Annotated in this window: 41 protein-coding genes and 1 tRNA gene; all 42 read right to left on the bottom strand. The window is 41.9% G+C overall.

Features of this window, described 5'->3' with window-relative positions:
• Positions 1–55 precede the first annotated feature (55 nt).
• Entirely contained in the window at positions 56–535 is a 480-nt protein-coding gene (locus ACG95_RS04805) for a phage tail tube protein (RefSeq protein WP_047999419.1), read from the bottom strand.
• 16 nt (positions 536–551) lie between these two features.
• Complete coding sequence (locus ACG95_RS04800) at positions 552–917, bottom strand: hypothetical protein (protein ID WP_047999418.1); 366 nt, start codon at positions 915–917, stop codon at positions 552–554.
• Positions 917–1,468, bottom strand: coding sequence for a hypothetical protein (locus ACG95_RS04795; RefSeq protein WP_047999417.1), 552 nt, complete (start codon positions 1,466–1,468; stop codon positions 917–919). The genes ACG95_RS04800 and ACG95_RS04795 overlap by 1 nt, the downstream gene beginning before the upstream one ends.
• Positions 1,461–1,820 carry a hypothetical protein gene (locus ACG95_RS04790; RefSeq protein WP_047999416.1) on the bottom strand — a complete coding sequence of 120 codons (360 nt, stop codon included), beginning with the start codon at positions 1,818–1,820 and terminating at the stop codon, positions 1,461–1,463. Before ACG95_RS04790 ends, ACG95_RS04795 begins: the two co-directional genes overlap by 8 nt.
• Positions 1,817–2,152, bottom strand: a complete 336-nt coding sequence (locus ACG95_RS04785) for a phage head-tail connector protein (protein ID WP_047999415.1) — start codon at positions 2,150–2,152, stop codon at positions 1,817–1,819. The genes ACG95_RS04790 and ACG95_RS04785 overlap by 4 nt, the downstream gene beginning before the upstream one ends.
• 11 nt (positions 2,153–2,163) lie before the next feature.
• Positions 2,164–2,337, bottom strand: a complete 174-nt coding sequence (locus tag ACG95_RS04780; protein ID WP_047999414.1) for a hypothetical protein — start codon at positions 2,335–2,337, stop codon at positions 2,164–2,166.
• Positions 2,338–2,348: 11 nt separating this feature from the next.
• Positions 2,349–3,359, bottom strand: coding sequence for a major capsid protein (locus tag ACG95_RS04775; protein WP_047999413.1), 1,011 nt, complete (start codon positions 3,357–3,359; stop codon positions 2,349–2,351).
• 14 nt (positions 3,360–3,373) lie between these two features.
• Positions 3,374–3,724 (bottom strand): hypothetical protein, encoded by a 351-nt coding sequence (locus ACG95_RS04770; RefSeq protein WP_047999412.1) that lies wholly within the window; start codon positions 3,722–3,724, stop codon positions 3,374–3,376.
• Positions 3,725–3,736: 12 nt separating this feature from the next.
• Positions 3,737–4,411: a capsid assembly scaffolding protein Gp46 family protein gene (locus ACG95_RS04765; protein ID WP_047999411.1), complete on the bottom strand. Its 675-nt coding sequence runs from the start codon at positions 4,409–4,411 to the stop codon at positions 3,737–3,739.
• A 169-nt stretch (positions 4,412–4,580) separates the two neighbouring features.
• Positions 4,581–5,174: a hypothetical protein gene (locus ACG95_RS04760; RefSeq protein WP_047999410.1), complete on the bottom strand. Its 594-nt coding sequence runs from the start codon at positions 5,172–5,174 to the stop codon at positions 4,581–4,583.
• A 290-nt stretch (positions 5,175–5,464) separates the two neighbouring features.
• A complete protein-coding gene (locus tag ACG95_RS04755; protein ID WP_047999409.1) occupies positions 5,465–5,752 on the bottom strand; it encodes a hypothetical protein in 288 nt (95 codons plus the stop codon).
• A 1-nt stretch (position 5,753) separates the two neighbouring features.
• Entirely contained in the window at positions 5,754–7,475 is a 1,722-nt protein-coding gene (locus ACG95_RS04750) for a minor capsid protein (RefSeq protein ID WP_082137302.1), read from the bottom strand.
• Positions 7,476–7,478: 3 nt separating this feature from the next.
• Entirely contained in the window at positions 7,479–7,775 is a 297-nt protein-coding gene (locus tag ACG95_RS14170) for a ribosomal-processing cysteine protease Prp (RefSeq protein ID WP_082137301.1), read from the bottom strand.
• Positions 7,696–9,207, bottom strand: coding sequence for a phage portal protein (locus ACG95_RS04745; RefSeq protein WP_047999408.1), 1,512 nt, complete (start codon positions 9,205–9,207; stop codon positions 7,696–7,698). The genes ACG95_RS14170 and ACG95_RS04745 overlap by 80 nt, the downstream gene beginning before the upstream one ends.
• 11 nt (positions 9,208–9,218) lie before the next feature.
• The gene (locus ACG95_RS04740; RefSeq protein WP_047999407.1) at positions 9,219–10,490 is read right to left on the bottom strand and encodes a PBSX family phage terminase large subunit; all 1,272 of its coding nucleotides are present in this window, start codon (positions 10,488–10,490) and stop codon (positions 9,219–9,221) included.
• Positions 10,477–11,349 (bottom strand): terminase small subunit, encoded by an 873-nt coding sequence (locus ACG95_RS04735; RefSeq protein ID WP_047999406.1) that lies wholly within the window; start codon positions 11,347–11,349, stop codon positions 10,477–10,479. The genes ACG95_RS04740 and ACG95_RS04735 overlap by 14 nt, the downstream gene beginning before the upstream one ends.
• Before the next feature lie 42 nt (positions 11,350–11,391).
• A complete protein-coding gene (locus ACG95_RS04730; RefSeq protein WP_047999405.1) occupies positions 11,392–11,583 on the bottom strand; it encodes a crAss001_48 related protein in 192 nt (63 codons plus the stop codon).
• Between the two features lie 35 nt (positions 11,584–11,618).
• Complete coding sequence (locus ACG95_RS04725) at positions 11,619–11,882, bottom strand: DUF6275 family protein (RefSeq protein WP_047999404.1); 264 nt, start codon at positions 11,880–11,882, stop codon at positions 11,619–11,621.
• A gap of 769 nt (positions 11,883–12,651) precedes the next feature.
• A tRNA-OTHER gene (locus ACG95_RS14360) sits at positions 12,652–12,711 on the bottom strand.
• Between the two features lie 98 nt (positions 12,712–12,809).
• A complete protein-coding gene (locus ACG95_RS04720; protein ID WP_047999403.1) occupies positions 12,810–13,238 on the bottom strand; it encodes a transcriptional regulator in 429 nt (142 codons plus the stop codon).
• 12 nt (positions 13,239–13,250) lie between these two features.
• Positions 13,251–13,403, bottom strand: coding sequence for a hypothetical protein (locus ACG95_RS14515; protein ID WP_160300360.1), 153 nt, complete (start codon positions 13,401–13,403; stop codon positions 13,251–13,253).
• A 36-nt stretch (positions 13,404–13,439) separates the two neighbouring features.
• Complete coding sequence (locus ACG95_RS04715) at positions 13,440–13,667, bottom strand: hypothetical protein (protein ID WP_047999402.1); 228 nt, start codon at positions 13,665–13,667, stop codon at positions 13,440–13,442.
• Between the two features lie 12 nt (positions 13,668–13,679).
• A complete protein-coding gene (locus ACG95_RS04710) occupies positions 13,680–14,018 on the bottom strand; it encodes a hypothetical protein (protein WP_047999401.1) in 339 nt (112 codons plus the stop codon).
• A 30-nt stretch (positions 14,019–14,048) separates the two neighbouring features.
• Positions 14,049–14,531 (bottom strand): hypothetical protein, encoded by a 483-nt coding sequence (locus tag ACG95_RS04705; RefSeq protein WP_053072680.1) that lies wholly within the window; start codon positions 14,529–14,531, stop codon positions 14,049–14,051.
• A gap of 11 nt (positions 14,532–14,542) precedes the next feature.
• Complete coding sequence (locus ACG95_RS04700) at positions 14,543–14,782, bottom strand: DUF3850 domain-containing protein (RefSeq protein ID WP_047999400.1); 240 nt, start codon at positions 14,780–14,782, stop codon at positions 14,543–14,545.
• On the bottom strand, positions 14,782–15,021 hold the full coding sequence (locus ACG95_RS04695; protein WP_047999399.1) for a hypothetical protein: 240 nt from the start codon (positions 15,019–15,021) through the stop codon (positions 14,782–14,784). The genes ACG95_RS04700 and ACG95_RS04695 overlap by 1 nt, the downstream gene beginning before the upstream one ends.
• 4 nt (positions 15,022–15,025) lie before the next feature.
• Positions 15,026–15,301 (bottom strand): hypothetical protein, encoded by a 276-nt coding sequence (locus tag ACG95_RS04690; protein WP_047999398.1) that lies wholly within the window; start codon positions 15,299–15,301, stop codon positions 15,026–15,028.
• Positions 15,291–15,752, bottom strand: a complete 462-nt coding sequence (locus ACG95_RS04685; protein WP_047999397.1) for a hypothetical protein — start codon at positions 15,750–15,752, stop codon at positions 15,291–15,293. Before ACG95_RS04685 ends, ACG95_RS04690 begins: the two co-directional genes overlap by 11 nt.
• A 166-nt stretch (positions 15,753–15,918) precedes the next feature.
• A complete protein-coding gene (locus tag ACG95_RS04680) occupies positions 15,919–16,404 on the bottom strand; it encodes a YopX family protein (RefSeq protein WP_053072678.1) in 486 nt (161 codons plus the stop codon).
• 26 nt (positions 16,405–16,430) lie between these two features.
• The gene (locus ACG95_RS04675) at positions 16,431–16,943 is read right to left on the bottom strand and encodes a hypothetical protein (protein WP_047999396.1); all 513 of its coding nucleotides are present in this window, start codon (positions 16,941–16,943) and stop codon (positions 16,431–16,433) included.
• Positions 16,944–17,090 (bottom strand): hypothetical protein, encoded by a 147-nt coding sequence (locus tag ACG95_RS14510; protein ID WP_160300359.1) that lies wholly within the window; start codon positions 17,088–17,090, stop codon positions 16,944–16,946. It lies immediately after the preceding gene.
• Positions 17,090–17,536, bottom strand: coding sequence for a DNA N-6-adenine-methyltransferase (locus tag ACG95_RS04670; protein WP_047999395.1), 447 nt, complete (start codon positions 17,534–17,536; stop codon positions 17,090–17,092). Before ACG95_RS04670 ends, ACG95_RS14510 begins: the two co-directional genes overlap by 1 nt.
• A 159-nt stretch (positions 17,537–17,695) precedes the next feature.
• Complete coding sequence (locus ACG95_RS04660; RefSeq protein WP_237756454.1) at positions 17,696–17,929, bottom strand: hypothetical protein; 234 nt, start codon at positions 17,927–17,929, stop codon at positions 17,696–17,698.
• A 201-nt stretch (positions 17,930–18,130) separates the two neighbouring features.
• Positions 18,131–18,916: an ATP-binding protein gene (locus ACG95_RS04655; protein WP_047999392.1), complete on the bottom strand. Its 786-nt coding sequence runs from the start codon at positions 18,914–18,916 to the stop codon at positions 18,131–18,133.
• Complete coding sequence (locus ACG95_RS14995; protein ID WP_420324095.1) at positions 18,916–19,188, bottom strand: conserved phage C-terminal domain-containing protein; 273 nt, start codon at positions 19,186–19,188, stop codon at positions 18,916–18,918. The genes ACG95_RS04655 and ACG95_RS14995 overlap by 1 nt, the downstream gene beginning before the upstream one ends.
• Before the next feature lie 104 nt (positions 19,189–19,292).
• Positions 19,293–19,622: a helix-turn-helix domain-containing protein gene (locus ACG95_RS13955; protein ID WP_053072674.1), complete on the bottom strand. Its 330-nt coding sequence runs from the start codon at positions 19,620–19,622 to the stop codon at positions 19,293–19,295.
• 41 nt (positions 19,623–19,663) lie between these two features.
• The gene (locus tag ACG95_RS04645) at positions 19,664–20,362 is read right to left on the bottom strand and encodes a putative HNHc nuclease (protein ID WP_047999391.1); all 699 of its coding nucleotides are present in this window, start codon (positions 20,360–20,362) and stop codon (positions 19,664–19,666) included.
• A 58-nt stretch (positions 20,363–20,420) separates the two neighbouring features.
• Positions 20,421–21,092, bottom strand: a complete 672-nt coding sequence (locus ACG95_RS04640; protein ID WP_047999390.1) for a DUF669 domain-containing protein — start codon at positions 21,090–21,092, stop codon at positions 20,421–20,423.
• Positions 21,093–21,094: 2 nt separating this feature from the next.
• Positions 21,095–21,757, bottom strand: a complete 663-nt coding sequence (locus tag ACG95_RS04635) for an AAA family ATPase (RefSeq protein WP_047999389.1) — start codon at positions 21,755–21,757, stop codon at positions 21,095–21,097.
• Positions 21,758–22,618, bottom strand: a complete 861-nt coding sequence (locus ACG95_RS04630; protein ID WP_047999388.1) for a DUF1351 domain-containing protein — start codon at positions 22,616–22,618, stop codon at positions 21,758–21,760.
• Positions 22,619–22,765, bottom strand: a complete 147-nt coding sequence (locus tag ACG95_RS14580; protein WP_173425504.1) for a hypothetical protein — start codon at positions 22,763–22,765, stop codon at positions 22,619–22,621.
• Between the two features lie 179 nt (positions 22,766–22,944).
• Positions 22,945–23,409: a hypothetical protein gene (locus ACG95_RS04625; RefSeq protein WP_047999387.1), complete on the bottom strand. Its 465-nt coding sequence runs from the start codon at positions 23,407–23,409 to the stop codon at positions 22,945–22,947.
• Between the last annotated feature and the right edge of the window lie 100 nt (positions 23,410–23,509).

The following is a 23,509-nucleotide window of genomic DNA, read 5'->3' as shown; positions in this document are numbered from 1 at the left end:
GTTTGCTCGTCTCTTACATAGTTAGTGCTAGTTACTTGGATAAAAAACTACTGTCTTAAGCTCCGGCGCTACTACTGGGCGCAGCAACAAAATCGGGACCTTCTGACGTAATTACTGAGATAGTAAAATCAAGCGCACCATTGACGGCAACGTTCCCAACCTTAACGGTATATGAACCAGTAAAGGTTGCGACCATGCCATCAGGATAAGTGACCTTGAATTTGTATTGCTTATTATCACCATCATGCTGCAGAGCAGTGGCAAAGTTAGCGCCCTTATAAACAACACCGAATGCAAGCGTTGAAGTATTTTGAATACCGGGAACGCTCTTCTTTTTAGTGTCTGATAAATCAGTTACATCGATGTTTTCTGGGTCAGCCCCCATATCAGGGATAGTCTTGATACCAGCAATTTCAACAAACGCCGTACCATCCGTTGACATTTCTAACTTGGTACCAGTTGCAGCAAGCCCCGCGCTGGCGTTCGCTGTTGCATCAGCAAATCGTTGTAAATCAAACTTTGTTAATTTCTTCATTGTTTTAATCTTCCTTTCAATTCTGAGATACTCGACGTGTCTCATTGTCAATAACACCAGTAAATCGCAATACAGTTCGATTGATTCCCGCTACATTGCTATCACTGATGTCATTAGAAAAGCCCATGTCACCAAATAGTGACATGAGCTGATTAGTAATACTAGTTAAACTGCCTTCATTGATAAACAAGTCAATAGTGACTGTCCATTCAGTTTGTAACTCTTGTTGGTCACTATCGCGAAAATGAGCTTTATGTGTCGTGTAATAGACCGCACTGGGAAAGATAGTAAAGCTATCAGGGTAGGTAGTTGTAATCTGCTTAATATCAGACACACTCTTAAGCGCCTGATAGACAACTGTTTTAAGATTGACGATTTCCATTACTTACCACCTAACTTTCCCTTAATTGCTTCATTAATACTGGCTTTAATAATATCTGGTGCTTCCTCACCAGCCTGTTTAATAGCGGGTGTCAGAAATTGTCGTGCTGGTTGCCCATTAGTTCGATAGAAGACTTTTCCATTAATTTTGATTTTTGGCATTCCGTAGATTTCGTTAAGATCAATATCAACAGCATCCGCCGGAATGAACCAAGGCGTTTGCCTATAGGACGGTTCAAAACCGTCAGGGAGGTCTTTCTGTGACTCTTGACCAACACGACCGGTACCTAGTTCACGGAACAAAGCAACAGGATCATCAGACCACACTCGCCCAACAACTTTGCCACCTTTATCTACGACTTCGTATTTGAGATTGCGCGATAACTCACCGTTACCGTACTTCACGCTAGACTGTAGTTCTCTAACTGCATAGCCCTCAGCCTTTTCAACAACGTCAAAAGTTGCATCCCAGATAGCATCATGCACAACATCAGGTAATTGCTGTAATTTAGACTTCAATGAACTGTAGCCTTTCCACTCAATATCAGCCATTAACAACACTATCCTTACGCCGTTGCTCTAAAGTAACATTCTTATGTGTGCTGAATGTTTGAATGGAATTAATCAGATAATCAGGTTCAGCATCTTTGCTAACGTTCACGCAAAGGCCCCAGCCTTCCTGTTTACCCTCATTAATCTCATCACCTTGGTATTTGCATGACTTAATATACTTCAAGTCCTTGCCCCAAATTTGAGCGTTCACGGCCCCGCCTGCACTTTGAATATTCATCCACACAGCAACGGGGTCACTCCATCCATTAGTAATCACATTACCTTCGTCATCAGTATTTGTCTGTGGTGACCGCAAGTAAACCGCCACTAAATCGATTGGCCGTAATCTCATGAGAATCGCCTCGTTTTTGCTACGCGATAAGGTGCTAGCGCTGTTTTAATTGCACTCGGCATACCCACTTCAAACGACTGAGAGACGCCGCCTTCTGACCGAGACGTCTCACCTTCAGTCCCTTGCTCGTTGTACATAATAATCGCAAGCTTTTTAGCCTGAATCAGCACCGGCTTGGTCAGCTTTCCCCGCGTATAGTCGAGACACATTTGAATTGCATCATCAAACATGTCAGAGACTATCACAGCGTCTGATGAATCCGATTTTAAACTTAATCGTGTATACAGCCTAGCTAGTTGCTCCGCTTTATCTGGTGGACTTGGGATTGCCATGCTATCACCCTCTATTCTTCGTCTGTAGTCTCTTTGTGTTCGTTATCTACTTGATCATCGTCCTTAGTATCAAGGCAAACGAAAAGCCCATCATTGAACGCGTCTTGCGTAATGGTGAGCTCAGCATCCTTTTTATAACGCTGATCTTTATAACGGACTGGCATATCCTTTACACGTACTCGCATCTAGTTCACCTCTAGGCTAAGACTTGTGCTTGGAATACTTCATCAACAGCAGCAAACGCTGGTAATGCAACGGCTGATGCCTTTTCCCAAGTACCAATTGGATCATGCGTTTCGGTATAGATCATATCGTATACATTCCCAACAGCATTAATTTGAGCAGCACCATTGAATTGTGCTAATTCCTCCGGTGTTGGTCCAAATACTTTGTTGCCCAATGGATCATCGTTCATTAAGACAATTCGGTTTTCTGGGAAATAACGGTTAGACTTACCAGCCGCATCCTTGTATTTTTGATCGTACGTCCGAATAACTGGTAAGCCTTGTGCTTGCATAAATTGGTCGAAGTCAGCTTGACCCAAAGCGCGGGTTGAAGTGCCAAAGATTGCTTGTAATACCTTAGCATTTGTCGTAATTTGACGGTAAACTTTACGGCTAGTTAAGGCTCGTGTTGGTGTAATGTCCATTTTGTCACACCAATCGGTAATGTTCTTAAGAATGTCGACATCCGTGTTATCCCAAGTACTAGCACCAGTCAATGCTTCTTGATGTTCTTCTGGCACTTGATAGTCAACGGTCGAGTTTAACTTACCATCTTCATTAACTAACGTTGTTTTCCCAGTAGCCAACACATCCATAGCCATCTTTTCAACACGAGCAAGTACGCCTTGATTAAGTACATCAAAATCATTGTAAACATAGTTCTTCAAGTAAGCCGCTTCCGCTGGCGTCCGTGGATTTAACAACGCATATAAATCGCGTTCTTTAATCTGCATCTTACGCTTGATCAATGCTAATTCTTCAACGTTATTTTCTGCTGAACGAGAGCCAATTTCAGCCTCGGCATCAAACGCAGCAACTGAAGCAATTACTGGAGTTCGATTCTGACGCTTAAGAACATCAATTGTAAGTGAGTTCACTTTAATTGGTTCAAAGAGTTCATCACCTAACATAGTGGGGTACTGGCGATTTAATGTAAAATCAATCAAATCAGGTTGTGAAAATAAATCTGCAATAGTAGTCATTTACTTATTCCTCCTTAGCCTTGAACCGTAGCGCCAGCAGCTTCATCAACAAAAGTAATCTTTGCTAAAGCTGTCATTGCGGCTGCAACTGGTTCTTTTGGTAACTTCTTGCCATAGATGTACCCTTCAACAATCACGCCGACAGGTTGAGCACCATACGTTACATCTACTTCATCGATCGTAACACCTTCAGCCTTGTCATCATTAGTTGGATATACAGTACCCGCTGGGATGACCTTGTGGCCTCGTGAATCTTCCATTACTGCATAGCTAGTACCATCAACTTGTCGTGGAAATGATACGAACTTACTTGCTGCTAAAAAATTGATTTCGTTTACTACTTCTTCTGGTCGTACATAAGCCATAATTAATTCCTCCTATTTCGTTGTCCAAAGACTGGACTTACCTGATTGTTGTTCCTTGTTTAAAGAATCGGCCGCGCTGGCACCGCCAGACTTAGTAACTGAATCAGCACTCCCCGGTACAGTTGTACCCGATGCTGCGATGCGCTTATTAATGGCCTTCTGGAGACTATCCGTAAACGCCTTACTGATATTCGTATAAGCTTCTTCGATACCTTCATCATTAGCCAGTACATCGTCGCTAAAAGCCGCAATCAATGTAGTTGGTAAATCATCCGTACCTAATCGTTCAGTGAGCTTAGCTTTGTTCTCAACGATTGTGCCATGACGTTGAGCATCAGCTAACTGTTGTGTTAGTTGATCTCGATCATAGGTGGCTTTTTCCAAGTCCGTCATCTTGTCATAATCTTTTTGTTGTTGGTCCTCGTTGGCTCGCTTTTCATCATGCGTCTTAATCGCTGTTTGAATTAGCTTATCAACACTAGACTGCCATTCTTGTTCACTAGCGAACGCCTTGAAAGGCTTGTCAGCGCCATCCTGAGACTTATTAGCATCAGTTGTGTCACTGCCACCTTGCTGTTGCGTGTTGTCGCCAGTATTAGTATCAGTGCCTTGCCCGCCATCACCGTCGGCTCCACCATCGCCATCAGCAAACATTTGTAAGTCCATCTTTAGTTTAAGTAGCTTCATGTTAATTTCCTCCCGCCCACGCATTTCTAATAATTCAGGCCACAAAAAAAGCACCCCATGTATTGCTTTACAGCCCCACACATTGTGCAAATTTGACCGTGGCGTCATCACTAGACCCACGCATGCTTATTTAATTTGAATAGTTTAGTGACTTACTCAGGTCAAAAGCTCATTTATCAACCCTACCACTTTGAATTTCTTTTTTTGCTTTATCCCACTCAGATTTAAAAAAGGCTTGGACATTCTCATCTAGTGCCGTTTCTGCTTCCTTCTTATCTCCCATTGTTATCGGTTCATTAGCAAGCTGCAAATAATCATTCAATTGTTTCGTTATTTTTTCTTTTGGATTCAAATTAAACATAATCAGAGCATAGTTTTTTTCAACTTTTTGTTTTAGCTCTCTATATTCCTTTTTTATCTTATCATCAGCCATATTAGTATGGTTCATTCTATAGTCATACGTCACATTAACTGAAGTTATATAATTTGCAACATGCTCACGCATTTCTTTGAGCCAATCAATTCGGGATTTTGCAATTTGTTCAGCCACCAATTTCTGCTTCTGTCTCACTGAATAACCGATTAATCCTAGCAAAGTTGCGAATATTGTAAAAATTGGAGTATTAATTGTATGCTTACTGGTATCCACTAGCCAATATGTTTTCAACTTAATATCAAAAACAATAATTAGTACAAATAAAAGTACTGGAACTAACCACCATGCATTGTTTCTTAAAAACTTACAATCCGCATCTTTTTCCATAGTTTTTCCACCTTCATCATAATTTTGATTACATTTATAATATAACAAAAGTGGCAAATCATTTTACTTTAATTTAGAAAGAGTTTTTATGATTGATAATCACACTCCTTTAAACACCTTTTGTTCAGATACTTACCCTAACAAAATAACAATCGTCCAACACACAATGGCTGCAATACAAATAGCCGCGAATTGTTGATACTTTTGCCGGTCATCCAATAAACTTCTACTAAAAAGACCCAACAGTGATAAAACCACCGTTAGGCCCATAACTATCTGAAATCCTATCATTATTCATCATCCACATCTAAAGCATAGGCACCATCGTAAATCTTTTGTAATTGAATACCAGTAGCTGTCAAATTTTCTTGCTCTTCATCCATTCCAGATGATGCTTCAAACATGTCTACATACATCATGAAATTGTCAAAAGATTCAAAATCAGCAAAATGTAATGTCACCACTTTATCATTCTTTTTAATCCAATCAGTAGTACCAAATATATCTACTTTGGCTCCTGTATCAGCAATCTTTAGCAGTAGCTCGTAATCGCTTAGTAAAATATCGTATGTGTACATACTATTTTTTCTCCTTGTTTCGGTGTATAGGATTTACTTGAATTATATTCCCAGTCCTAAAGTTCAAGGCGACACGCGTATCTTTGCCTGAATACAACTTAACAGTGTCATCGGTAGAACTGGATATTGCTTTACCATTGATCAACGCATCTTTTATGCCCTCAACATGAACGCCTGTTCGAATTCTTTCAGCAGTGCCATTTGACTTCGGTAATGGGTTATTACTTGAACCAACAAATCGTTCCATGAAATGCTTACTTAAAGATTTAACTGTACATCCATCGAAAGTTGTTACTCCGATAAGTTCTTTGGATGCCATTCTATACAAAGCTCGATAATCCTTGAAATTCATGTGTGGCGACAACATACCTGAAACCCGCTGACGATGATAATCCTGCAGTTCATTCCAGTCCTCATCATTGCGGTACTTCATATTCTGGAAGTTATCGAGTGTAACAGGGACATTTTTATTGTCCATATCATCCTGTAGCTGATGATACTGCTTAGAATCACTACGGTAATTATCTACCTTTTTCTGGCCTAAATCTACTTCTTTGCGACCATGCTCAGCAACTAATCGCTTCTCCCAATCATGGTAGTTCTCATTAGGCTTCAACTTCATAGTCTTACCAGTAATTGGGTCGTTCACCGTACGCGATAACGTGTACTTGCTATCAGCACGATAGAGGATGGCTACAGTCCTACAATTCGGATGTAATGGCGGGTAGTTAACGCCCACACTTGCCTTAGCAACTTCGTAAACCTTACCATCAATATTTCGACAAATTGTTGACGTTCGCATATCAAGCACCGCAACCAATTGATATTGCTTTGAACCTCGTTGCTTCCACTCGTCAAGCTTAGTCTTATTGTGGAAGTAATTAGCTTCGGTACGAATCAAACGTCTAGCGTAATACGCTCCAACATTGAACTCTTTCATCAAAGCCTGCTCCATATCACGTTCACGCATTCCGCTCATTTGTTGAGCAGTAAATAACTCGCCCAATCGTTCGGCGAGTTGGTCCGTATTATGCCAGATTCGTTGTGAATAACTCTTACCTTCGAATGGTGTATCAAGTGCAGCCTTAACGTACTTACCAGACAATTCTTTAAACTGCGTTATCGGCTTATCTGGGGTAGTTTGAACTGCCACTATCTCTTTGTCCGTGGTCGGATTAACAATCCGTTTAACGGATGTTTCAGGCATTTCCTGCTTACTACTACTTGGCAACTCGATATCTTTACCAAACTCACCAAGCTTAATCTCACTATCAGCTTGCTTAAGCCCATCCTGAATAACTTTAGTGTACAAATCAATTGATTGTTCAACTTCAACGCTTGCTGCTTGCTTAACAGCAATATAACTCTTAGCTTTAAGCTCTTCCAGCCTAGTGATACGTCCTTTAGCAGCCATCTGCGACAAGTAATCAGTGACTTGCTTCATAGACTCTTTGTCAGTCACATTATTAGCTAATGCCCGCAACGTAACTAATTCTGTAGGACTCACTTTAGTATTAAGAATCTGCTTAGCTTCCGCCTCGGTAGTTTCAGCATCCCCAAAATATCGTTTGTAGATTTGATTAACTTCACCAGTCAAATAAGTTTGTGCTCGCAAGTATGCTTTAGCGATAATATCCGCCTTAGCATTAGCTGCATCATGCGCTCGTTGCTCGCTTTGTACCGCTCGAAGTTGCCAGTAGTCTAGCTTTCGCTTATCCGTCATCCGTTACACCTCCAAGTTCACCACTCGTAGGTTCTCAGGGTACTGCTCAGCAATGTCTAATAGACCGTGTAACAAAGTGTCACAAAGCACTGTATTCTTAGTATTCGGTTCAATTAGTCCAATAAAAAGGCCACCGTCTTCACTGACAGTGGCTTGTGATAGTTCATTAGTAATTGCTTGGCTCAATACTGAAACGGCTGCACATACAATGTCATAGCCCTTATTGGCCTGATGTGCGTGCCCCGTTATTTGGTAGCTTACTATCCGGTTTGTCTTGTACTGAAACTTTGCCAGAATCATCCGCGGCCACCTCCTGCTTATCAGTCTCCGGCTCACCACCAATTGCTTGCTGTTGTAGCTTGATGGCCTTTTGCTTTTCCTGATCCAACATATTCATTAATTCCTGAGGATCATTCGTTCCCGGCAACCATCCCAATGCTACAAGTTGTGGAATGACGCCTTCCGAGTTCTTAATATTGCTAATAATATCTGCCATGTTAACTGGAATATCAGGAACAATCGTAATTGGGGCGCCCGTAGCATCTACCTTTTGACCTTCAAACGTTAGCAAGTTCTGCATAAGCTGTAATCGTTGCCGAATACCACGTGTCAAATACCGCTGCTTAGTCGCTAGTAATTGAAGTAGACCAAACAGTTTATATTTCATTGCTTCACCGCTAATCGTACCTGCAAAGTTCTCATCATTCATATTAGGAACGTATGACGTTTGATGAATGTCGTCTTTAATTGACTTCACTAATACTTGTAGCTGTGATTCATCGAAGCTCTTAGTTAGCCATTCAACGCCAGCACCTTGATCACCTTTGCCAGGTGCTTCAAGTACACCATCTTTTAAGTTTGTTTCCTCACCGTCTTCGCTGTCGAGAGTGAACCCATAAACTACCAGCAATGCATCCACAAAGTTCCGCTTGTCAGTGATACGGTCTGATTGGAGTTCGTTATACGCATCAATCAAGCTAATGGTTTGTTCAAAGTCACCCTGTCGTTCTTCATTATTTCTATATTCAATTAGCGGGACGCCCTTGAAATAATGCTGAATGGCTTTTGGCTTGTCTACTAAATTAGTATCAGATAACACATAGCCTGTCTTAGTTCGGTATTGAATGATCCAGTTTGCCGTATAAATAGTAATTAGATATCCGTTAGTATTGCCCAGCAAGTCTTTCTTTTCAACGTAGTAAATCCCAAACAATGGATTCTTATCTAAAGTATCATCGGTAACTAGAACGCAGCCACGTGGGTCAATCTTTTCAATAGCTAGCTCAACGGCATCGCTTGACGTTTGCTTAACGTATAGCAACTCATACGCGCAACCAAACACACTTAAATCCTTTTCCAGTTCAGTGTTGTGTGAATCAACATCCATCCGGTCTTGTGCGTCCGTAATAGCTTTAATATCTTTGTCTTTCGCTGGTGCGATGCTAACGGGATTACCAGTTGTAAAGCCTGTAATCATATCAGTAATATACTTCGCATGATTAGTCATAACTTTCTCGTCCGCACGTCCTAATTTTTCACTATCAAGTGTCCGCGTTAAAACGTCTTGATTGCCTTCATAATAATGTTCTAGCGCGTTATAGCGTTCGAGTCGTTGCCGTTGCTGATTGATAGCATAATTGATTACCTCAAAACTTGGATTATCAATATCGCCCGCAAGCTCACGATCAACTGTTACATTAGAACCACGCTTCTCTTTTAAGTCAAATTGCATTCGTACACCTCCTATCCTCTCAATTGTCTTGGCTTCTTAGTTACTCGTGCCTTAATGCCTTCGTGCATGTTGTAGATAGCGTAACGAACCGCATCCATTACATCATCGTTTAGCTTGACTGGCAGCCCTGTGCCCTTGTCCCACACATACATATAAACTTCATCCAAGAAGTAATGATACCCGGCCTTATCAGTACCCACTTTTTTGTTATCCATTGCTTCTTGGACAACAAAAAAGTGGCCTTGCTTCATGCTCTTAGCCACTGACTCAATCCCTGATAATATAGACTTCTTTGCGTTATAGCACTTGATTGCTTCACGCTGGAATCGTGCAACGTGTTCAGGTCGCGCGCTATCAGCCCAGAACTTAATCTTGCCATACCGCTGCTCGATATCCTTAGCAACTTCTACCCAGTAATCAATCTCTTCATACTGCCGGGTATGTTCCTCAACTAGATACGTATTGCCAGCATGGTCATCCGCCATAACAATAATCGTACCCTTATGCTCATAGCCCCAATCGATACCCGCATAATAAGTTAGATTGCTTGGCAGTTTAGAATGTGGAATCATCATGGCTTCCTTATTGAAGTCACGATAAACCATACCTTCACCAGATACCCACAGACCTAAGATAGAACGGTCATAGAACATCCCTGACGGCGTACCGGCTTTCATATTCTCAACGTACTTAGTCGGTAGGAACGTGTTATCATCAATCGTAAAATGGTAGCTGACAACGCCCGCCTTGGGATCCTTATTATCGATGTAACTAGCTTTCAAGTAATGTGTAGGTACATCCGGGTTTGTATCGCATACAATGCGTGCGTCTTGTGCTGAACAACGGTTTAGAATTTCATTGAACACTTCTTCATTAGCAAGACTGGCTTCATTGACATACGCGCCAAATGACGTCATACCACGGATGGCACCAAGCCCAGCAATAGAGCCGGTAAACGTCTGAACAATCTTTACACCGAATAGCGTGAACGAATTATGCTTGTCGAACTGGAAATCAATACCATACTTGTTAGTTAGCTCTTGTAGGACGTTATTCTGTAGCGATTTACTAGAATACCCAGCAAGGATAAACATAGGCTCCTTGACGCCTAATCTATCAGCAACGGCCCGTACTCGACGTAACTCCATTAAAAACACATCATTATCGACTACCGTCTTACCTGAACGCACAGCCCCGTAATTAATCAACAAACGCCAATCAGTCCGCCGCAGTGTCTTTAATACTTGAACTTGCTTAGGCGTATATAACTCATTTATTGCCATCATTGTCACCATCCAACACATTATCTAACTTATCTAGATACTCAGCTACTTTAGTCTCTGTATTATTACCATCAACATTTAAAAGTCGTGCCTTGGCCTCTGCAATATCAGCATCAGCTTTCAGCTTGCGGACTTTCTGTTCGTTGACATTGTTGTCATCATCACCAATCAGCTTAGACAAACTATCCAATGCTTTCTGCTTATCGTACAGTTTGACCACTAAGCCATCCTTGCCACGGTGGATATCCTGTATTAGCGTCCAATCAATCTGATCACTCGGTTTCAAGTAAATGTCAGCAACATGCTTCTTGACTGGATTATCGTCTGTGTCGAGGAACACATTACCATCCGTATCTGCTACTAGTTCTTCATGCACCTTGTAATCTAGTACATCACCAAGGCTTGCAAAAGCCTGCTTAGCATACTCGTTGGTGATATCGTCGATGGTTACGAGCAACTCGGAACGCTGCTGCTTCTTTAACTCAGCGAGTTGTGCCTTTACGCTAACATTGGCTAACATCCTTGCACCACTCGCATGCGCTGTATCATAATCACATTTATAAGCTTTCATATATGCCCAGGTTGCGTTAAACCGTTGCAAATAAAAGAGGCAGAACAGTTTCTGCTTATCTGTAAGCTCACTGTTTGCCTCTAGTTCATCGATTATTTTAGGTGCAACCTTGGGTGCATTCCTTTTACGTTTTGGGTGTACCTCTTTGGTGGTAGATGCATCCCGTTTCCAATGATCGCGTGTTCGCCACGACTTAAGTGTATTGACTGGCACACCACACTTAGCTGAAATAGCTTTGTAAGCCATCCCTGACGCGTAGTCCTTACCAGCCTGTTCTCGTTTATTCATTACATACCACCTGCACCTCCATTTAATAGCTTGATTAATCTATTACTTTTCGAGTAAGTGAATTCGAATTGCTAGCACTTGTGCATATGTCTCCATGGCTTTTGCTTGAATACCGATAAGTTGTCGTTGCGCATCCGGAATCTCTGAGTTACCAGCAGCAGGCCAAGCTTTAGAAATCTTATCCATTAAATCGTCATATTCAACTTGTAACTTCTTCAACAATTCTTTGTTCATAATAATTACCATCCTTTATTTTCTGAATTAAAAAGTTAAATTTTATAGCAAATATTCTCAAACTTCTTGTAGGCATCAAGGTAAATCTCACTCTTATCACCGTTGTAGGTAAGCTCGTAGTACATTCCATCCGGCAATGTGGTACTTGCCATAGCTTTGTTATTCTGTAGTACCTTAGACAGCCAAACAATATATACATCATCTACTGTAACGGCATTACCATCCGTAGCATCTAAATGCTTGGTTGCATAGTCCGAAACTAATTGCTTACACTTTGTAATAAACTTTTCATTGTCCATTTTTATTAACCACCTTTTTATTCTTGTTCAAATTAAAAGCGCCCCGCTTTCGCTTAGGACGCTTCTTCTTATGTTCAGGCCAATTGGCTAAGTCATGATCTATCTTGCGGTCAATGGCCCATTCTAGGCCCTCCGGCGTGCGCTTGATTCCCATTACGACCACCAACCTTCATGACGACCAATCGCCAATAATACTTCGGTGACCAGCGCCACCACGACGATAATTACTAACGTTGACATTGCTGCCACCTCCTACATTTATGTATCAAAAAAGCCCGGGACCGACCGGGCTGCTAAACTAATAAACTCGCCATCAGTTCAAGAGAGGAGCTTCCTCCTTATTTACCCTGCTGGCTATGTGCTCGGTAGGGATTCGCACCCTACATGACTGTTGTAAATAGCTTAGGCACGGATATGGTCGTATTTCAGACTAACTCCACGGGCGAATTACTATCTATTTACTTTTGAAGGCTGGTAGCTACTCGAGCCATTTATGTGCCGCCATTTACCGCTACCTTTGCTCAAACCTTTGTCTCTCACCCGAAGCGTCTGCCTTATTCCGCCACAAGCACCATAATCAGTTTTAGGTCATAATCAGGACTAACGCTAGGTATTACGCTACCCGCGAAGCAACGTGATTGATGTGGAATCGAACCACATACGGAGGCCAATCCGCCCTCTCCCAGTACGTCTACCAGTTACAATCACACCTAGAACATCCACTCGTCATACAGTTTTGGCTCTCATGAGATACCGTTCTGCATAACTATGTCGCTGACGGGGGTCGAACCCGCATCTCACCGTGGCTTACCAATTAGCCCACAACGACTACCAGTCTGTAATTTTTTGGAGTCGTACTGCACTCAATTGCACTTGGCATACTACTAATTTATCATGTTTATAGGGGTCAAAAGTATCAGAATAGTCTCAACTTAGATCATATAATCCCATTCCCCTAGCACAGTCCGCAATGAATTGTGACTTTAGTCGAAATGCATTCGCACGACTCACATTAATTAAATGGTTGGTAATCAAGCCATCAATCGTGTATTGTGGCCGCCTGCAGAAATACAGCTCTTTAATAATAACCTCAGTATCGTTACCCACACCATTCAAGCAATCATCAATTATGTCTCGCTGTCGTTTCAGCGCGTTAATGCGCCGATCCTCATCAATCGTAATCAACGTGTCTAACGTCTGGGTACCATACTTATATTGAGCTTTGCCGCCACCCACGTTATCATCACCCGGTGTCACTGGGTAGCGCAGTTCTTGCTCACGTTCTTCGATATACTTGTCAATCTTTGGATAGTCCCGCAAGATATCCTCCACCTTGCGGATAGTCGAACGTTTCAAGTCCATCCCTCCTCATTCGCATCCGTGGCACTCGATGTAAGTAGCATCCGCCTGATCATCGATGCTCTCAATCCAATAATCATTACCGTGACCATCAGAAAAATATACTTTCGAGTTTATATTTTCACAGCCTTCTAACTGGCTGATTAGTTCTTCAACAGTCATGTCACCCTCCTACAAATTACAAATATTATTTAACATTCATAAGTTCATTAGCGCCTTTTCTATCTCTGCTGGCGTCTTGTCTTCCATGCCATCGAATTCCTTAAACCTGACTGCTCTAATATCAGTCCATGCTTCGGGATCAATGTCATATCCACATACGTCAGGCTGGTATGCTTTAGTCTTAGCGGCAGATACAGAACCTGCAAACACAATAGCATTGCCTGCATCTGGGAAATCATGAATAGATAGCCTATACGCTTTCACTAGCTATTCCTCCTACATAAAATAACGTTCAAACAAATCTCCGTGAATCAAGAATTGCTCACCATTAGCATCCTCGATAATCCGATCATCAAGTTCAATGCTCTGCCTACGATATTGGTTGTCCTTACCATAATTTGCCAAGAAACCATAGCCCCAAACATCATCCCAAATAAGCCCATGGAATTTATAAATTGTTTGCCATGTATGCCTTGGTCTATTATCACGGCTAGCCCGACTATCATCTTGCTCACGCGCTTTTTCAAACTCCGCACGCACTTCTTCACTAAGCCTTTTAGTAACTCTAATCACCTTGAATTCACTCGGTCTTGCGATACATGTTCCAATTTCCAAGTTACTCACTCCCTACATAAAATAAGAATTTTAATTAAAGTTTCGATCACCATGTGATTGAATAATTGCCCAAAGAATCTCTGCTGCAGGTCTTCGACGATGCGATTGTTGGCTTTTGACATCGAATTTTTTACATAATCCCGTCCAAGCCTTGTTAGGACAAAGAATTGCATCAATATTACGTGGGATTTTAAGTTCTGCTTGTAGCTGCTCCGCTAGCTCTGTAGTACAAACCAGATAGTTTTCATCACCGTAGAACGTAAGTCCATGACCTGATTCAAAATCTGCCATCGATGATTTAACCTCATAGAACACAAACGTGCCAAGTTCCACACTAGCGGGCTCGATAACATACCCCGGCGTGTACGGCTTAAAGCCAACATAATCAACTCGGCGTTCGCCCTGCATATTCTTGTCAAAGTTAACCTCTGGGCTCCAATACATGTGATTATTCCTTAACTTCTTTTCGATTAGGCCACTTAACTTGCCAGTGATCTCAGGTCGGTCACTCATTTAAACACCTCCTATAAAAATGGTCTGGTGCTCATCACCACATAACCGGGCTTCTGCTGATAAGAGGTAATGTACGTTACATATGCGGTGATTTCACGTCTCGTATACTTAGATCCGTCCCATTCACGCAACCGAAGCTGGTCGCCAACTTGAAAATCACGGTCGTTGTAGCGGATTTCAAAGTTTTTGATTCCTGCCAGCTGTGCAGCCATGTACTCTGGTGCAATCTTTAACTCATGTACTTTACTCATCATTTCGCCACCTTAAACAGTCGCTCACCGCATTCTGTACAATAGCAATACTTACTGGACTGGGTGCTGGTACTCGTAATGCTGTCGAACATTCCAGAATTGTCAACTGCCTCTCCATCACCACGAAAGCGAAAAATTGTTTCGCCTGAAACTTTCTCAGCTATGAAGAAATCATTCTCCCCACAAACTGGGCAATATGTGGTGTCATAAGAATCAACGTCACCGATTTTAGCTGTCATGTTGTCACTCCCATCCTTGAAAGAAACGATGTTCCTTACCCCAAGCGGTTTTAAAATAACGATTGAAGCACTCATATCGTCGCTCTGGCGTTAAACCATCGTAATAGAAACGATTCTGCTTGTACTTACGTCCTCTGGTGTGCAATGCACGAATCCAATTGCCACTAGGATAGGTGTTCATCATTAAGCGAATAAAACCTAGCAAGTGGTCATCCGTTCTTTCAGCTCTGCGTAAATATTGGAACCACTGTTCATCCGTAGTAATCGGTTTAATCTTCATGCGGTTCCTCCACTTGGTCCCAGTCCAACCACACACGGGCAAAATTATCTTGTAACGATATCCATAGCTCAATAGATTGGTAATTTCTAAAATAGTCTTGAACATCTGTGGGCATATCAGTCTCCACCAACGCAGACGCAAGTGAACGATGCTGGTACTTACATTTCTCAATATAATCAGCAACCGCTTGTGGAATCACCGGCAACTCAGCATACGTCTGCTTAAACACATCATCAGCAATCGCCCAGTGCTCGCCTTTATCCCCTGTGACAATCCAATCGCCGTAATTAATTCTCATATCACTATTTACTGTTGGTAAATGGAACGCTGCGCTAAAAGGTTCTGGCTGTGTTAGCTTATACTTTCTAACGATCTGAACAAACTTAGCATCATTCGTGTCGTTGAACTGCTCAGCCATGATAGTTGCCGTCTTGTGATACATTTTAATCATCACTAGCCCTCCTTAATTTCCTCAATACGCCCTGTAATATAGCTAACTAGTGCCATTAGCACAGCTACACCATAGAAAATGAATAAGTCAAAGTGCGAGGTAATATTGAACATTGAACGCTGCAATATATAGGTGACCAGAAACACCCACATCGCTCTTATATAACTCATTCACTTACCTCCAATAGGTCAGCATTGCGATGAATGTCGCCAATAACTTCAAATTGATTGCTCCAAGAGTCGTGTAGGCACGGTTCAATTAGATGTTGACCCGCTGGTCTTAAGAACACACCGGGACGACCAAACAAATCTCTTGCAACTATTTCATTAATGGTTGGCTTCATCATTAATTCACTAGCATTTGACCACGTCTTAACAATGCTACCAATATAGATTGGCTCGCCTTTAACGTCATCACCCTTACCGGTGTACTGCTCAACAGTCTTACGGTCTACTTCAACCCACCATTTAGGCAAAATATATTCGTCGCTAACATCTTCAACGTCTCCGATAATAAATTTACGATTGCCATAATTAATTAAGTTTCCATATACAAACGCACCATCATAATCAGCGTCAATAGATTCCATCCCTTCGCCATCAACTAACGGAATACCCCTGAACTTCGCAATTATATTTCCCTCTGCAATCATCTTTCAAAACCTCCTTAGCCAAAATCCTAATATAGGTGCTCTTCGACACTCGTTTTTAAGAAGCTATAGAACTCGGCGTATCGGTCAATCTGCTGAACTTGCTCAGTAGCCACCTTATCAAGCTTATTTAACTCATCAAATAAGTTACGGATATGCTGAACATCAAACTTTCCGTCGCAATCAGAATGCAGGAAGAAGTCTTGTAACATAGCAACTTCAACAGAATCATCACGATTACACCGAAGCCAGATATCCTCCCATGGTTGTCTGTCATTCTTTACGTAATATTCAAATCCAAGTGGGATTGCCAGCAACTCTCTAAACTTTTTGAAGCCACCATAACCAATGTCGAAGGTGTCTACCTTAGCATTGGATTGGTCTTCCTCATACTGATCAGATAACTTATCATACACATCACAATCAGCCTTAAACCTTTCAGGATGGTTGCGATAGGCGAAACTATTCGCATCCGGATAGTCCCAGATTCCCTCTGGATCCATTAACTTAGTCCGCTTCTTGGAAATAATTACCAGTCCCATTTAATCACCCACCTTATATGGTGCATACTCATGCTTAACTCGCTCACGTTCTGAAGTAACATGACTGTGCTTGTCCGCGTTCATCCGCATCCGTCGCCGTTTCTTCTTGATAGCTGACTTCTTAGTGTGCTTTCGTTGTTTAGTCATTAGTTGTCTCCTTTAAAAATTACTATTGCTGATGGAAAAGGCGCTGGGGCACTACTAATACCATTAACTTCAAACTTCAATCTTCCACGCAAAAATTCAATATCCGCACTAGGAAAAATATAATCATGCCAATAACTGGTGTCCGTTCGTGACGGTATTAGCATTACCAAACTTTGGCCAGTCCTTAGTCTTGTTTCAGCAGCCTTTCGCACCCACAACTTTAACTGTCTACCATATGGCGGATTCAAGAATAAGTTACCTTCCAATCCCCCCCAATTTTGTTCCAGCGCATTATCCTTGATAGTAAAATAGTCGTTACATTTAGCGTTATTATCACTAGCAGCTAGATCCCACCCAAAATGATACTGTGAATCAAGTTTGTTAAAAAATCTCTGAGGTGTTTCCCAATCTTCTTTATTCGATGTAAATAGTGACTGATTAATCATTTTAAATCCTCCCCGAACGCTTCAAACGCCCGCTTGCGTTCCTCGTTAGTTGGTTCCTTGATGATTATCATGCTGTGCTTTCTTCGCTTTCTCTGCATGCTCCTTCATGCGCCGGTGCTTCCGTTTAATCGTTGAACGCTTCTCAGTGTGTTTAGGCATTTAGTCCTCCGTAATGTAGTATTTGTTCTCGTCAATCGCGCGAATACGTCTATCAATCCAAACGTTACTGTGCTTTAGCTCCCGAGACGTCCTAGTTTTACCATGCTTGCCTTTCATGACTAATTTAATGGCATTATACTGGGTGCGCGTAATCTCCGTGTAATCGCCTGATACGGCCTTAATTCCGGGCATCTTATGCAGGTTAGCTAGTTTGCTAGGAGGTACGTTATCCATGCTGCCATATCTCGCTTCTAGCTTATGAATTACTTCCAGCTCTTTCGACCAATTTTTGCTCGCCATAGACTAACTTCCTTTCAAGCTCTTGTTCGTAATGAGCGTGTATCTCATTCGTACAATTCGGGCATGGGGCAAACGTGAAACCATAACTCCCAAGTGGTTGCTGAACAACTTTACTATCATGACATAATTCACAACTCATACACTTCTGACTCCTTCCATGTTGTCAAACAGCAATTGACAGCTAGTATCCTTAGTATATAGACGATCAACTGTTTTGCCGTCGTACATACTTTCTAATTGCTTACGTGTGTTGTTAGTCGTAATGATGGTTATATGTTTGACTTCGTTATGATCAAAATCGCAACGAGAATTCGCCACTTGATACATCAGTGTCTGCAAATCTTTGTGTACTGGCTTGTAGAACCCTTTTTCAGTTGGCTTACCGCCTTCAGTACCAAAGTCGTCTAAAACTAGAACATCAACGTTTTGCATGTCTTTTAAAACGTATAGTAACCGTTGACGTACGTCCGGTGCTTCGTATTTCTCATTTACCAGTCGTAGCAACTCAGCTGTTGAGACAAACATTGCTGTCTGCCCTACGCTCATTAGCTGATACATAATTGCTAGCGCTAATGATGTTTTGCCAACGCCGGGTCCGCCTGCAAGTGCTACGTTGAACTGGTTAGTCTCTAATTGCCTAGCTAACTTAAATGCTTGATTGCCAAGCTCTCTAGCTTTAGCTTGATTAGGCTGTTTATCAACCTGCCAATCATTAAAGCTAAATCGTAATGGCACACCTCCGGACCAGACTGACATACGATAGTAATACCGTTTCCGATTAGCAATTATGCCCGCATTAGCTCTATCAATCGTTTGATGATCCAATTCTTCTTTAGTTGGCAACTTATTCGTGTCAATGCCTCTAGCCGCTACTACTTTTTTAATCGTGGCTTGATTGAATAGTTTCGTTACGTTTTCCATTATCCAAACCAGTCCTCTCGTGATTGCGGTTGCCGGTTGTTTACTGACTGGTCATTGAGATAACCTTCAAACTTAGATGCTTGAAATAAAGTCACTGGACGCAAGTATTGATTCATTTCAGGATTGTTCAACCACTTAGCGCACTGGTTATCAATAACTTTTTTCATCTCGTCAACAGTAAATCCACCGTCTTTATAACGTGCAATAATCAATCGTTTATTAGCATCAGTGTGTTTGAAATGTTTGTCTGCTTTCTGGTTAAGATAATCAATGACAGTTTTCCAATCGAATTGTTCGGCGTCTGCCGTACTATGTTCTTTATTACTTGTATTATTAACTGTAGTATTAATACTTGTATTATTATCTCTCTGGTTTTTCAGTGTAGGGGTAATCTGGTTTTTAGGTATCCCCCAACCGAAATTCTGATATACCTATGCTCGATTTCAAGTGTACCCTCTTTATAAATTACATCACGTGAAATATGACCATTGATTTCTAGCGCCTTTAACCACGTTTGAATTGTTGACTTAGCCACACCATACAAATCTGCAAAGTAGCTATCACTTGCCCAGCAATACCCTTTTTGATTACATAAGGCTGTTATCTCGCCATACAATAATGACGCTTTTCCCGGAAGGTTATTGTCATACCTAACACTTGCGGGAATAATGGCGTAATAGTTTGGTCTTTCAACTTTTTTCGTCATATCAGTTCCTCCAATCATGGGCATTCCACCCACCCGGTGTATTAGTCACTGCTGTATTTACCTTTCAAGCCAATTCGTTTTAATGTTTCTTTATCTAGTTTTATCCCATCTACTGGTACATGGTACTTAGCGCTGAACTTATCTGGTCCAATCTGTTCAATCTCACCGTGATGCTTCCGGCACAATGCCATGACATAACGTTCTGAATGGTCGACCTTAGTCCTATCGCCACCCGAGCCAATCGTTGACCCAACTACATGATGGATATCAGCACGATTACCACAGATCATACAGACACGGTGACGGCAACACTGAAACAAGTAATACTCTTGATCACGAGGTAATAGCTCATAGCCCTTCTTGAACGGTACGTGCCACTCAAACATGAAGTCGATAACTAGGTCAAGGAGCACATTAGCATCACTCACGGAGGACGTAGTGACGTCTGAGAGACTAATATGCTTGCCAAATGTGAACGCTTCGTATTGCAGATAGAATAGATTCTTTAGAAAATCCGTTGGCATTCCCGACCATGTATAGATATCGCTCAGCAGAGCAAAGAATAGTCGCCGTTGTTGCGGTCTAGCTTTCCGTATATCAGCTAGCTCCCAGTCCATATAGAATTGTCCAGTCGTCCCGCTCACTGTCTCGATATGATCAAGATTAGGCTTCTCATCAAGCATCGTGACCAAGTAGTATTGTCCATCGTCCTCGATTAGCTGCGTTCGTGAGCGTTGCATCTAATCACTCCCATGCAAGGTTGAACTATTCTGCAACTTGGCACTTAGTCTCTCCCAATCAAAAGGGCATGCCGTTGGGCACCTGATCAAATGGTTGCCCGCCATTATATTCAGATCTTGGATTATTAGTCGTAGTCCCGGTATTACCTGATTGATTACCGAAGCCTCCGCTCGGCTGACCGCTTGGAGCACCAAAACCACTGTTAGAACTATTTTGATTACTACCAAAGCCACTACTTGATTGACTACCAAAGCCCCCGGTACTGCTGCCACCTTGTTGACCCTCAGGACGTCGTACCCCATTAGGCTTACTACCATCTTGCATGTATGGTTCGTAACCCTTAACAGTTAGATAGATTTTTCCGTTGTTTCCAACTTCCCAATCCACTGTAATTGCCAACTTGTTACCTACAGCTTGATTGACGAATTGTTCAATGGAATCAAAGGCCGAACCATTTTGGGCGCCTAAGGCTACTGCAATCGTGCTGAAGCGTTTGGCAGAAAGCTTAGCTTTATCCTCGGTCGTGCCATCCCAGATTTCGTTGTCAAAGCGGATCATGCCGCCTTTATACTGGCCGTCCAAAACCTCATAATCGAAGACTGCCATAGGCTTGTTGGTTGATTGGCTTTGCTTGTACTGAGAGCTAGACGCGATGACCACGTTGTATTTTCCCGCTTCCTCAACTGATTGACCAAAAGTATTGCTTGAATCTACTGTAAAAAGTGCCATTGTTATTTATCCCCTTTATTTTGTTTAATTAGTTCGCCTGCTTTGATTAACTTGCGATTGTCAATTCGGTTCTTTGCATGGTTGCCCTGTTCTGGGTCCATGTCGATCATTCGTTCACCACCACTGAGATAGATACGCCCAACTAAATCAAACATGCTCGTAAAGGCGTTAAACGTCTTCTCGTTCAAGTCGGCTTGGAATCGACCTTCGCCACTAATACCTGATGATCCATTATCTAATTGGTGAGCAGTCGCAAATACGGTCTTTCCACTCTCTTTAAGGATGGTGCCTAGGTCACGGAACCATAGTTGCAACTTCTGATAATTCTGCCGGTTGTCCTTCGCAGCATTATCAATGTTTTCTAGTACCAAGTTCTGTAATGCAGTAATGTTGTCTAATGCAATAATCTGATATTTAGCGTTTTGTATAGCACGCATAATGGCCTGTTCAACCATTGATTGAATTTGAGGCATGTCAGCATGTTCGAAAATAATAACATCAACATCTTTATCACCAATAAGCACGTTGCTCGACATATCGAAACTGAACAGTAATTTATGCCCGGTAAATTGTTTAATTAAACTAGTCTTGCCAGTGCCGCCGTCACCATAGATAAAATACATGTTTGGTATTTCTGGAATCTTTCCATCCTCATAAAATTTCATTTATTCCACCGCTTCAAATTTGATTCCGTTCTTTTTCATATAGGTTGCAAGTTCCCACATTTTGTCTTTGGTCGCTGTAATCTTCAAGGTACGAGTCAATGACACTACCTCACCCGTATTGGTATCTACAATCTTCCCGGAATTAGTTTCCTTTTGATGTTCCGCAGCAGCCTGTTGCTCAAGTTCCCGTTGGCGTTGACGTTCCTTAGCCATCTCAACTTGTCGATCAATTGCTTTTAGCAAGTATTGAACATCTTGTCCTTGTTTGAGTTGGTCAATCCAAGGAATCGAATCCACACCGACGGCCTTGGCATAATGCTCAATCATCGATGTGTCATTAGCCAACTTGTCCGCAGTATTCTTAATAGTTGTCATCACTGACGCAATCTCATTTGTGAGCTGTTTGTTAGTCATGGTCTTATTCAGCCAACGAGGATCAAATTCAATTACCTCAATCTCTACGCCATAGTTTGGGGCCATCTCCGCAATCAAGTCCCGCACATCGGTTTCACGCTTCTCACGGCGTTGCTCTTCCAATTCACCTAGTCCAGCGTCAATCGGATCAATAACTAGATCAATACTGGCTTCTAGTTTCTTAACTTCCTTTTCAAATGCTGCTAAAGGCTCGTTATACCCACGTTTAATTTCTTTGCGCCGTTCGTCTAGTGCCTTCTTTAGTTTGTTTAGTCCTGCTCGGACGTTCTTGGTATCTTTGACATTATCCTCAGTGATTACAAGATTAGAATAGCGCGATATATATTGCGCAATAGCCGCTTGCAATCCTTCCAAATTATTGATAATGATTGGTGCTGGTTGATATTCTACTGTGTAATCTGGCAAGTTAATCAATGAGTTATCCATTTAGGCAAGCCCCCGTAGTTTATTTAGTTGTTCGTTGTCAAAGTCTAATTGACGATACAGCTTAGTCAGTGATACAGTGTCACCAATCCAAATGCTGTCAATCAATGCCTTAACAATCGCAATATGCCACTCATACATTTCTTTCATGCTAGCCACCCCCACAGCCGTTGCAAAAGTGATTGCTTGGGCGTATCATTAACTCGAAAAATGATTTGATTTATATCTAATCTCGTACCCGACACTGGTTGCACCCGGTGTTGGGTATTTTGTTGTTCCAGCCAAATTTCAAATGGCTTTCGTGGTACTCTTCGCACTTGAATCACTCCTTAATTAACTACTGATAGCGCTGAGACAAATACATCGAATTGATGCCCTTTGTTTTCAACTACTGCAATCTGCCGTGACGACTTGCCAAATGAGTCCGGCTTGATTGCAACGACTGTACCTACACCACCGTTTAGCAACACTTGTCCAACTGACTTGGCTGTCGGATAAGTCACGCGGTCGCCTACTTTAATTTTTCCATCGGTATACCCCTCTAATTCCAGTAACATGAAATGCCACTTACCATCATCAGTTGTTCTTGGATTCCAATAATTAATACCACGCTCAACTAATTTATCTAAAAAGCATTTACGATATTGCTTACTGCCTTCCTTGGCAATACTGTTTTTATAGATTGTGTATCGAATGGAATTCAACAAGTCAGACTCATCCTTCACAATCTTTTCCCATTGTGCTTCCTTACTACGCTGTTCCAACGCAAAATCAATTTCATCCTCATTACGCATTAGTTTTGCCTCCTAGATTCCAAACCAATTTTTAACTTCGTGACGCTTACACCACAACGCTGTTAACGCCCATGTTAGTAGCACAGTTGCTACCCAATTT

The organism is Lactiplantibacillus herbarum (assembly GCF_001039045.1).
Taxonomy (GTDB): domain Bacteria; phylum Bacillota; class Bacilli; order Lactobacillales; family Lactobacillaceae; genus Lactiplantibacillus; species Lactiplantibacillus herbarum.
Note: the sequence above shows the minus strand (reverse complement) of the source record. Positions and strands in the feature narration are given on the sequence as shown.

Coding starts and splice junctions, on each gene's coding strand:
- ACG95_RS04640 (WP_047999390.1), bottom strand. CDS start 21,092: ATGGCACTTTTTACAGTAGATTCAAGCAATACTTTTGGTCAATCAGTT.
- ACG95_RS04675 (WP_047999396.1), bottom strand. CDS start 16,943: ATGGGACTGGTAATTATTTCCAAGAAGCGGACTAAGTTAATGGATCCA.
- ACG95_RS04725 (WP_047999404.1), bottom strand. CDS start 11,882: ATGGACAATGAAAAGTTTATTACAAAGTGTAAGCAATTAGTTTCGGAC.
- ACG95_RS04630 (WP_047999388.1), bottom strand. CDS start 22,618: ATGGATAACTCATTGATTAACTTGCCAGATTACACAGTAGAATATCAA.
- ACG95_RS04760 (WP_047999410.1), bottom strand. CDS start 5,174: ATGGAAAAAGATGCGGATTGTAAGTTTTTAAGAAACAATGCATGGTGG.
- ACG95_RS14510 (WP_160300359.1), bottom strand. CDS start 17,090: ATGACTAAACAACGAAAGCACACTAAGAAGTCAGCTATCAAGAAGAAA.
- ACG95_RS04770 (WP_047999412.1), bottom strand. CDS start 3,724: ATGGCTTATGTACGACCAGAAGAAGTAGTAAACGAAATCAATTTTTTA.
- ACG95_RS04755 (WP_047999409.1), bottom strand. CDS start 5,752: ATGTACACATACGATATTTTACTAAGCGATTACGAGCTACTGCTAAAG.
- ACG95_RS04625 (WP_047999387.1), bottom strand. CDS start 23,409: ATGCGTAATGAGGATGAAATTGATTTTGCGTTGGAACAGCGTAGTAAG.
- ACG95_RS04785 (WP_047999415.1), bottom strand. CDS start 2,152: ATGGCAATCCCAAGTCCACCAGATAAAGCGGAGCAACTAGCTAGGCTG.
- ACG95_RS04655 (WP_047999392.1), bottom strand. CDS start 18,916: ATGGAAAACGTAACGAAACTATTCAATCAAGCCACGATTAAAAAAGTA.
- ACG95_RS04695 (WP_047999399.1), bottom strand. CDS start 15,021: ATGACAGCTAAAATCGGTGACGTTGATTCTTATGACACCACATATTGC.
- ACG95_RS04705 (WP_053072680.1), bottom strand. CDS start 14,531: ATGAGTGACCGACCTGAGATCACTGGCAAGTTAAGTGGCCTAATCGAA.
- ACG95_RS14515 (WP_160300360.1), bottom strand. CDS start 13,403: ATGACTGTTGAAGAACTAATCAGCCAGTTAGAAGGCTGTGAAAATATA.
- ACG95_RS04765 (WP_047999411.1), bottom strand. CDS start 4,411: ATGAAGCTACTTAAACTAAAGATGGACTTACAAATGTTTGCTGATGGC.
- ACG95_RS04685 (WP_047999397.1), bottom strand. CDS start 15,752: ATGATTAAAATGTATCACAAGACGGCAACTATCATGGCTGAGCAGTTC.
- ACG95_RS04800 (WP_047999418.1), bottom strand. CDS start 917: ATGGAAATCGTCAATCTTAAAACAGTTGTCTATCAGGCGCTTAAGAGT.
- ACG95_RS04735 (WP_047999406.1), bottom strand. CDS start 11,349: ATGAATAAACGAGAACAGGCTGGTAAGGACTACGCGTCAGGGATGGCT.
- ACG95_RS04805 (WP_047999419.1), bottom strand. CDS start 535: ATGAAGAAATTAACAAAGTTTGATTTACAACGATTTGCTGATGCAACA.
- ACG95_RS14580 (WP_173425504.1), bottom strand. CDS start 22,765: ATGAAAGAAATGTATGAGTGGCATATTGCGATTGTTAAGGCATTGATT.
- ACG95_RS04680 (WP_053072678.1), bottom strand. CDS start 16,404: ATGATTGCAGAGGGAAATATAATTGCGAAGTTCAGGGGTATTCCGTTA.
- ACG95_RS04700 (WP_047999400.1), bottom strand. CDS start 14,782: ATGAGTAAAGTACATGAGTTAAAGATTGCACCAGAGTACATGGCTGCA.
- ACG95_RS04775 (WP_047999413.1), bottom strand. CDS start 3,359: ATGACTACTATTGCAGATTTATTTTCACAACCTGATTTGATTGATTTT.
- ACG95_RS04670 (WP_047999395.1), bottom strand. CDS start 17,536: ATGATTAATCAGTCACTATTTACATCGAATAAAGAAGATTGGGAAACA.
- ACG95_RS04690 (WP_047999398.1), bottom strand. CDS start 15,301: ATGAAGATTAAACCGATTACTACGGATGAACAGTGGTTCCAATATTTA.
- ACG95_RS04745 (WP_047999408.1), bottom strand. CDS start 9,207: ATGCAATTTGACTTAAAAGAGAAGCGTGGTTCTAATGTAACAGTTGAT.
- ACG95_RS04635 (WP_047999389.1), bottom strand. CDS start 21,757: ATGAAATTTTATGAGGATGGAAAGATTCCAGAAATACCAAACATGTAT.
- ACG95_RS13955 (WP_053072674.1), bottom strand. CDS start 19,622: ATGACGAAAAAAGTTGAAAGACCAAACTATTACGCCATTATTCCCGCA.
- ACG95_RS04660 (WP_237756454.1), bottom strand. CDS start 17,929: ATGGATAACGTACCTCCTAGCAAACTAGCTAACCTGCATAAGATGCCC.
- ACG95_RS04645 (WP_047999391.1), bottom strand. CDS start 20,362: ATGCAACGCTCACGAACGCAGCTAATCGAGGACGATGGACAATACTAC.
- ACG95_RS04780 (WP_047999414.1), bottom strand. CDS start 2,337: ATGCGAGTACGTGTAAAGGATATGCCAGTCCGTTATAAAGATCAGCGT.
- ACG95_RS04730 (WP_047999405.1), bottom strand. CDS start 11,583: ATGAACAAAGAATTGTTGAAGAAGTTACAAGTTGAATATGACGATTTA.
- ACG95_RS04795 (WP_047999417.1), bottom strand. CDS start 1,468: ATGGCTGATATTGAGTGGAAAGGCTACAGTTCATTGAAGTCTAAATTA.
- ACG95_RS04740 (WP_047999407.1), bottom strand. CDS start 10,490: ATGGCAATAAATGAGTTATATACGCCTAAGCAAGTTCAAGTATTAAAG.
- ACG95_RS14170 (WP_082137301.1), bottom strand. CDS start 7,775: ATGATTCTGGCAAAGTTTCAGTACAAGACAAACCGGATAGTAAGCTAC.
- ACG95_RS04790 (WP_047999416.1), bottom strand. CDS start 1,820: ATGAGATTACGGCCAATCGATTTAGTGGCGGTTTACTTGCGGTCACCA.
- ACG95_RS04750 (WP_082137302.1), bottom strand. CDS start 7,475: ATGACGGATAAGCGAAAGCTAGACTACTGGCAACTTCGAGCGGTACAA.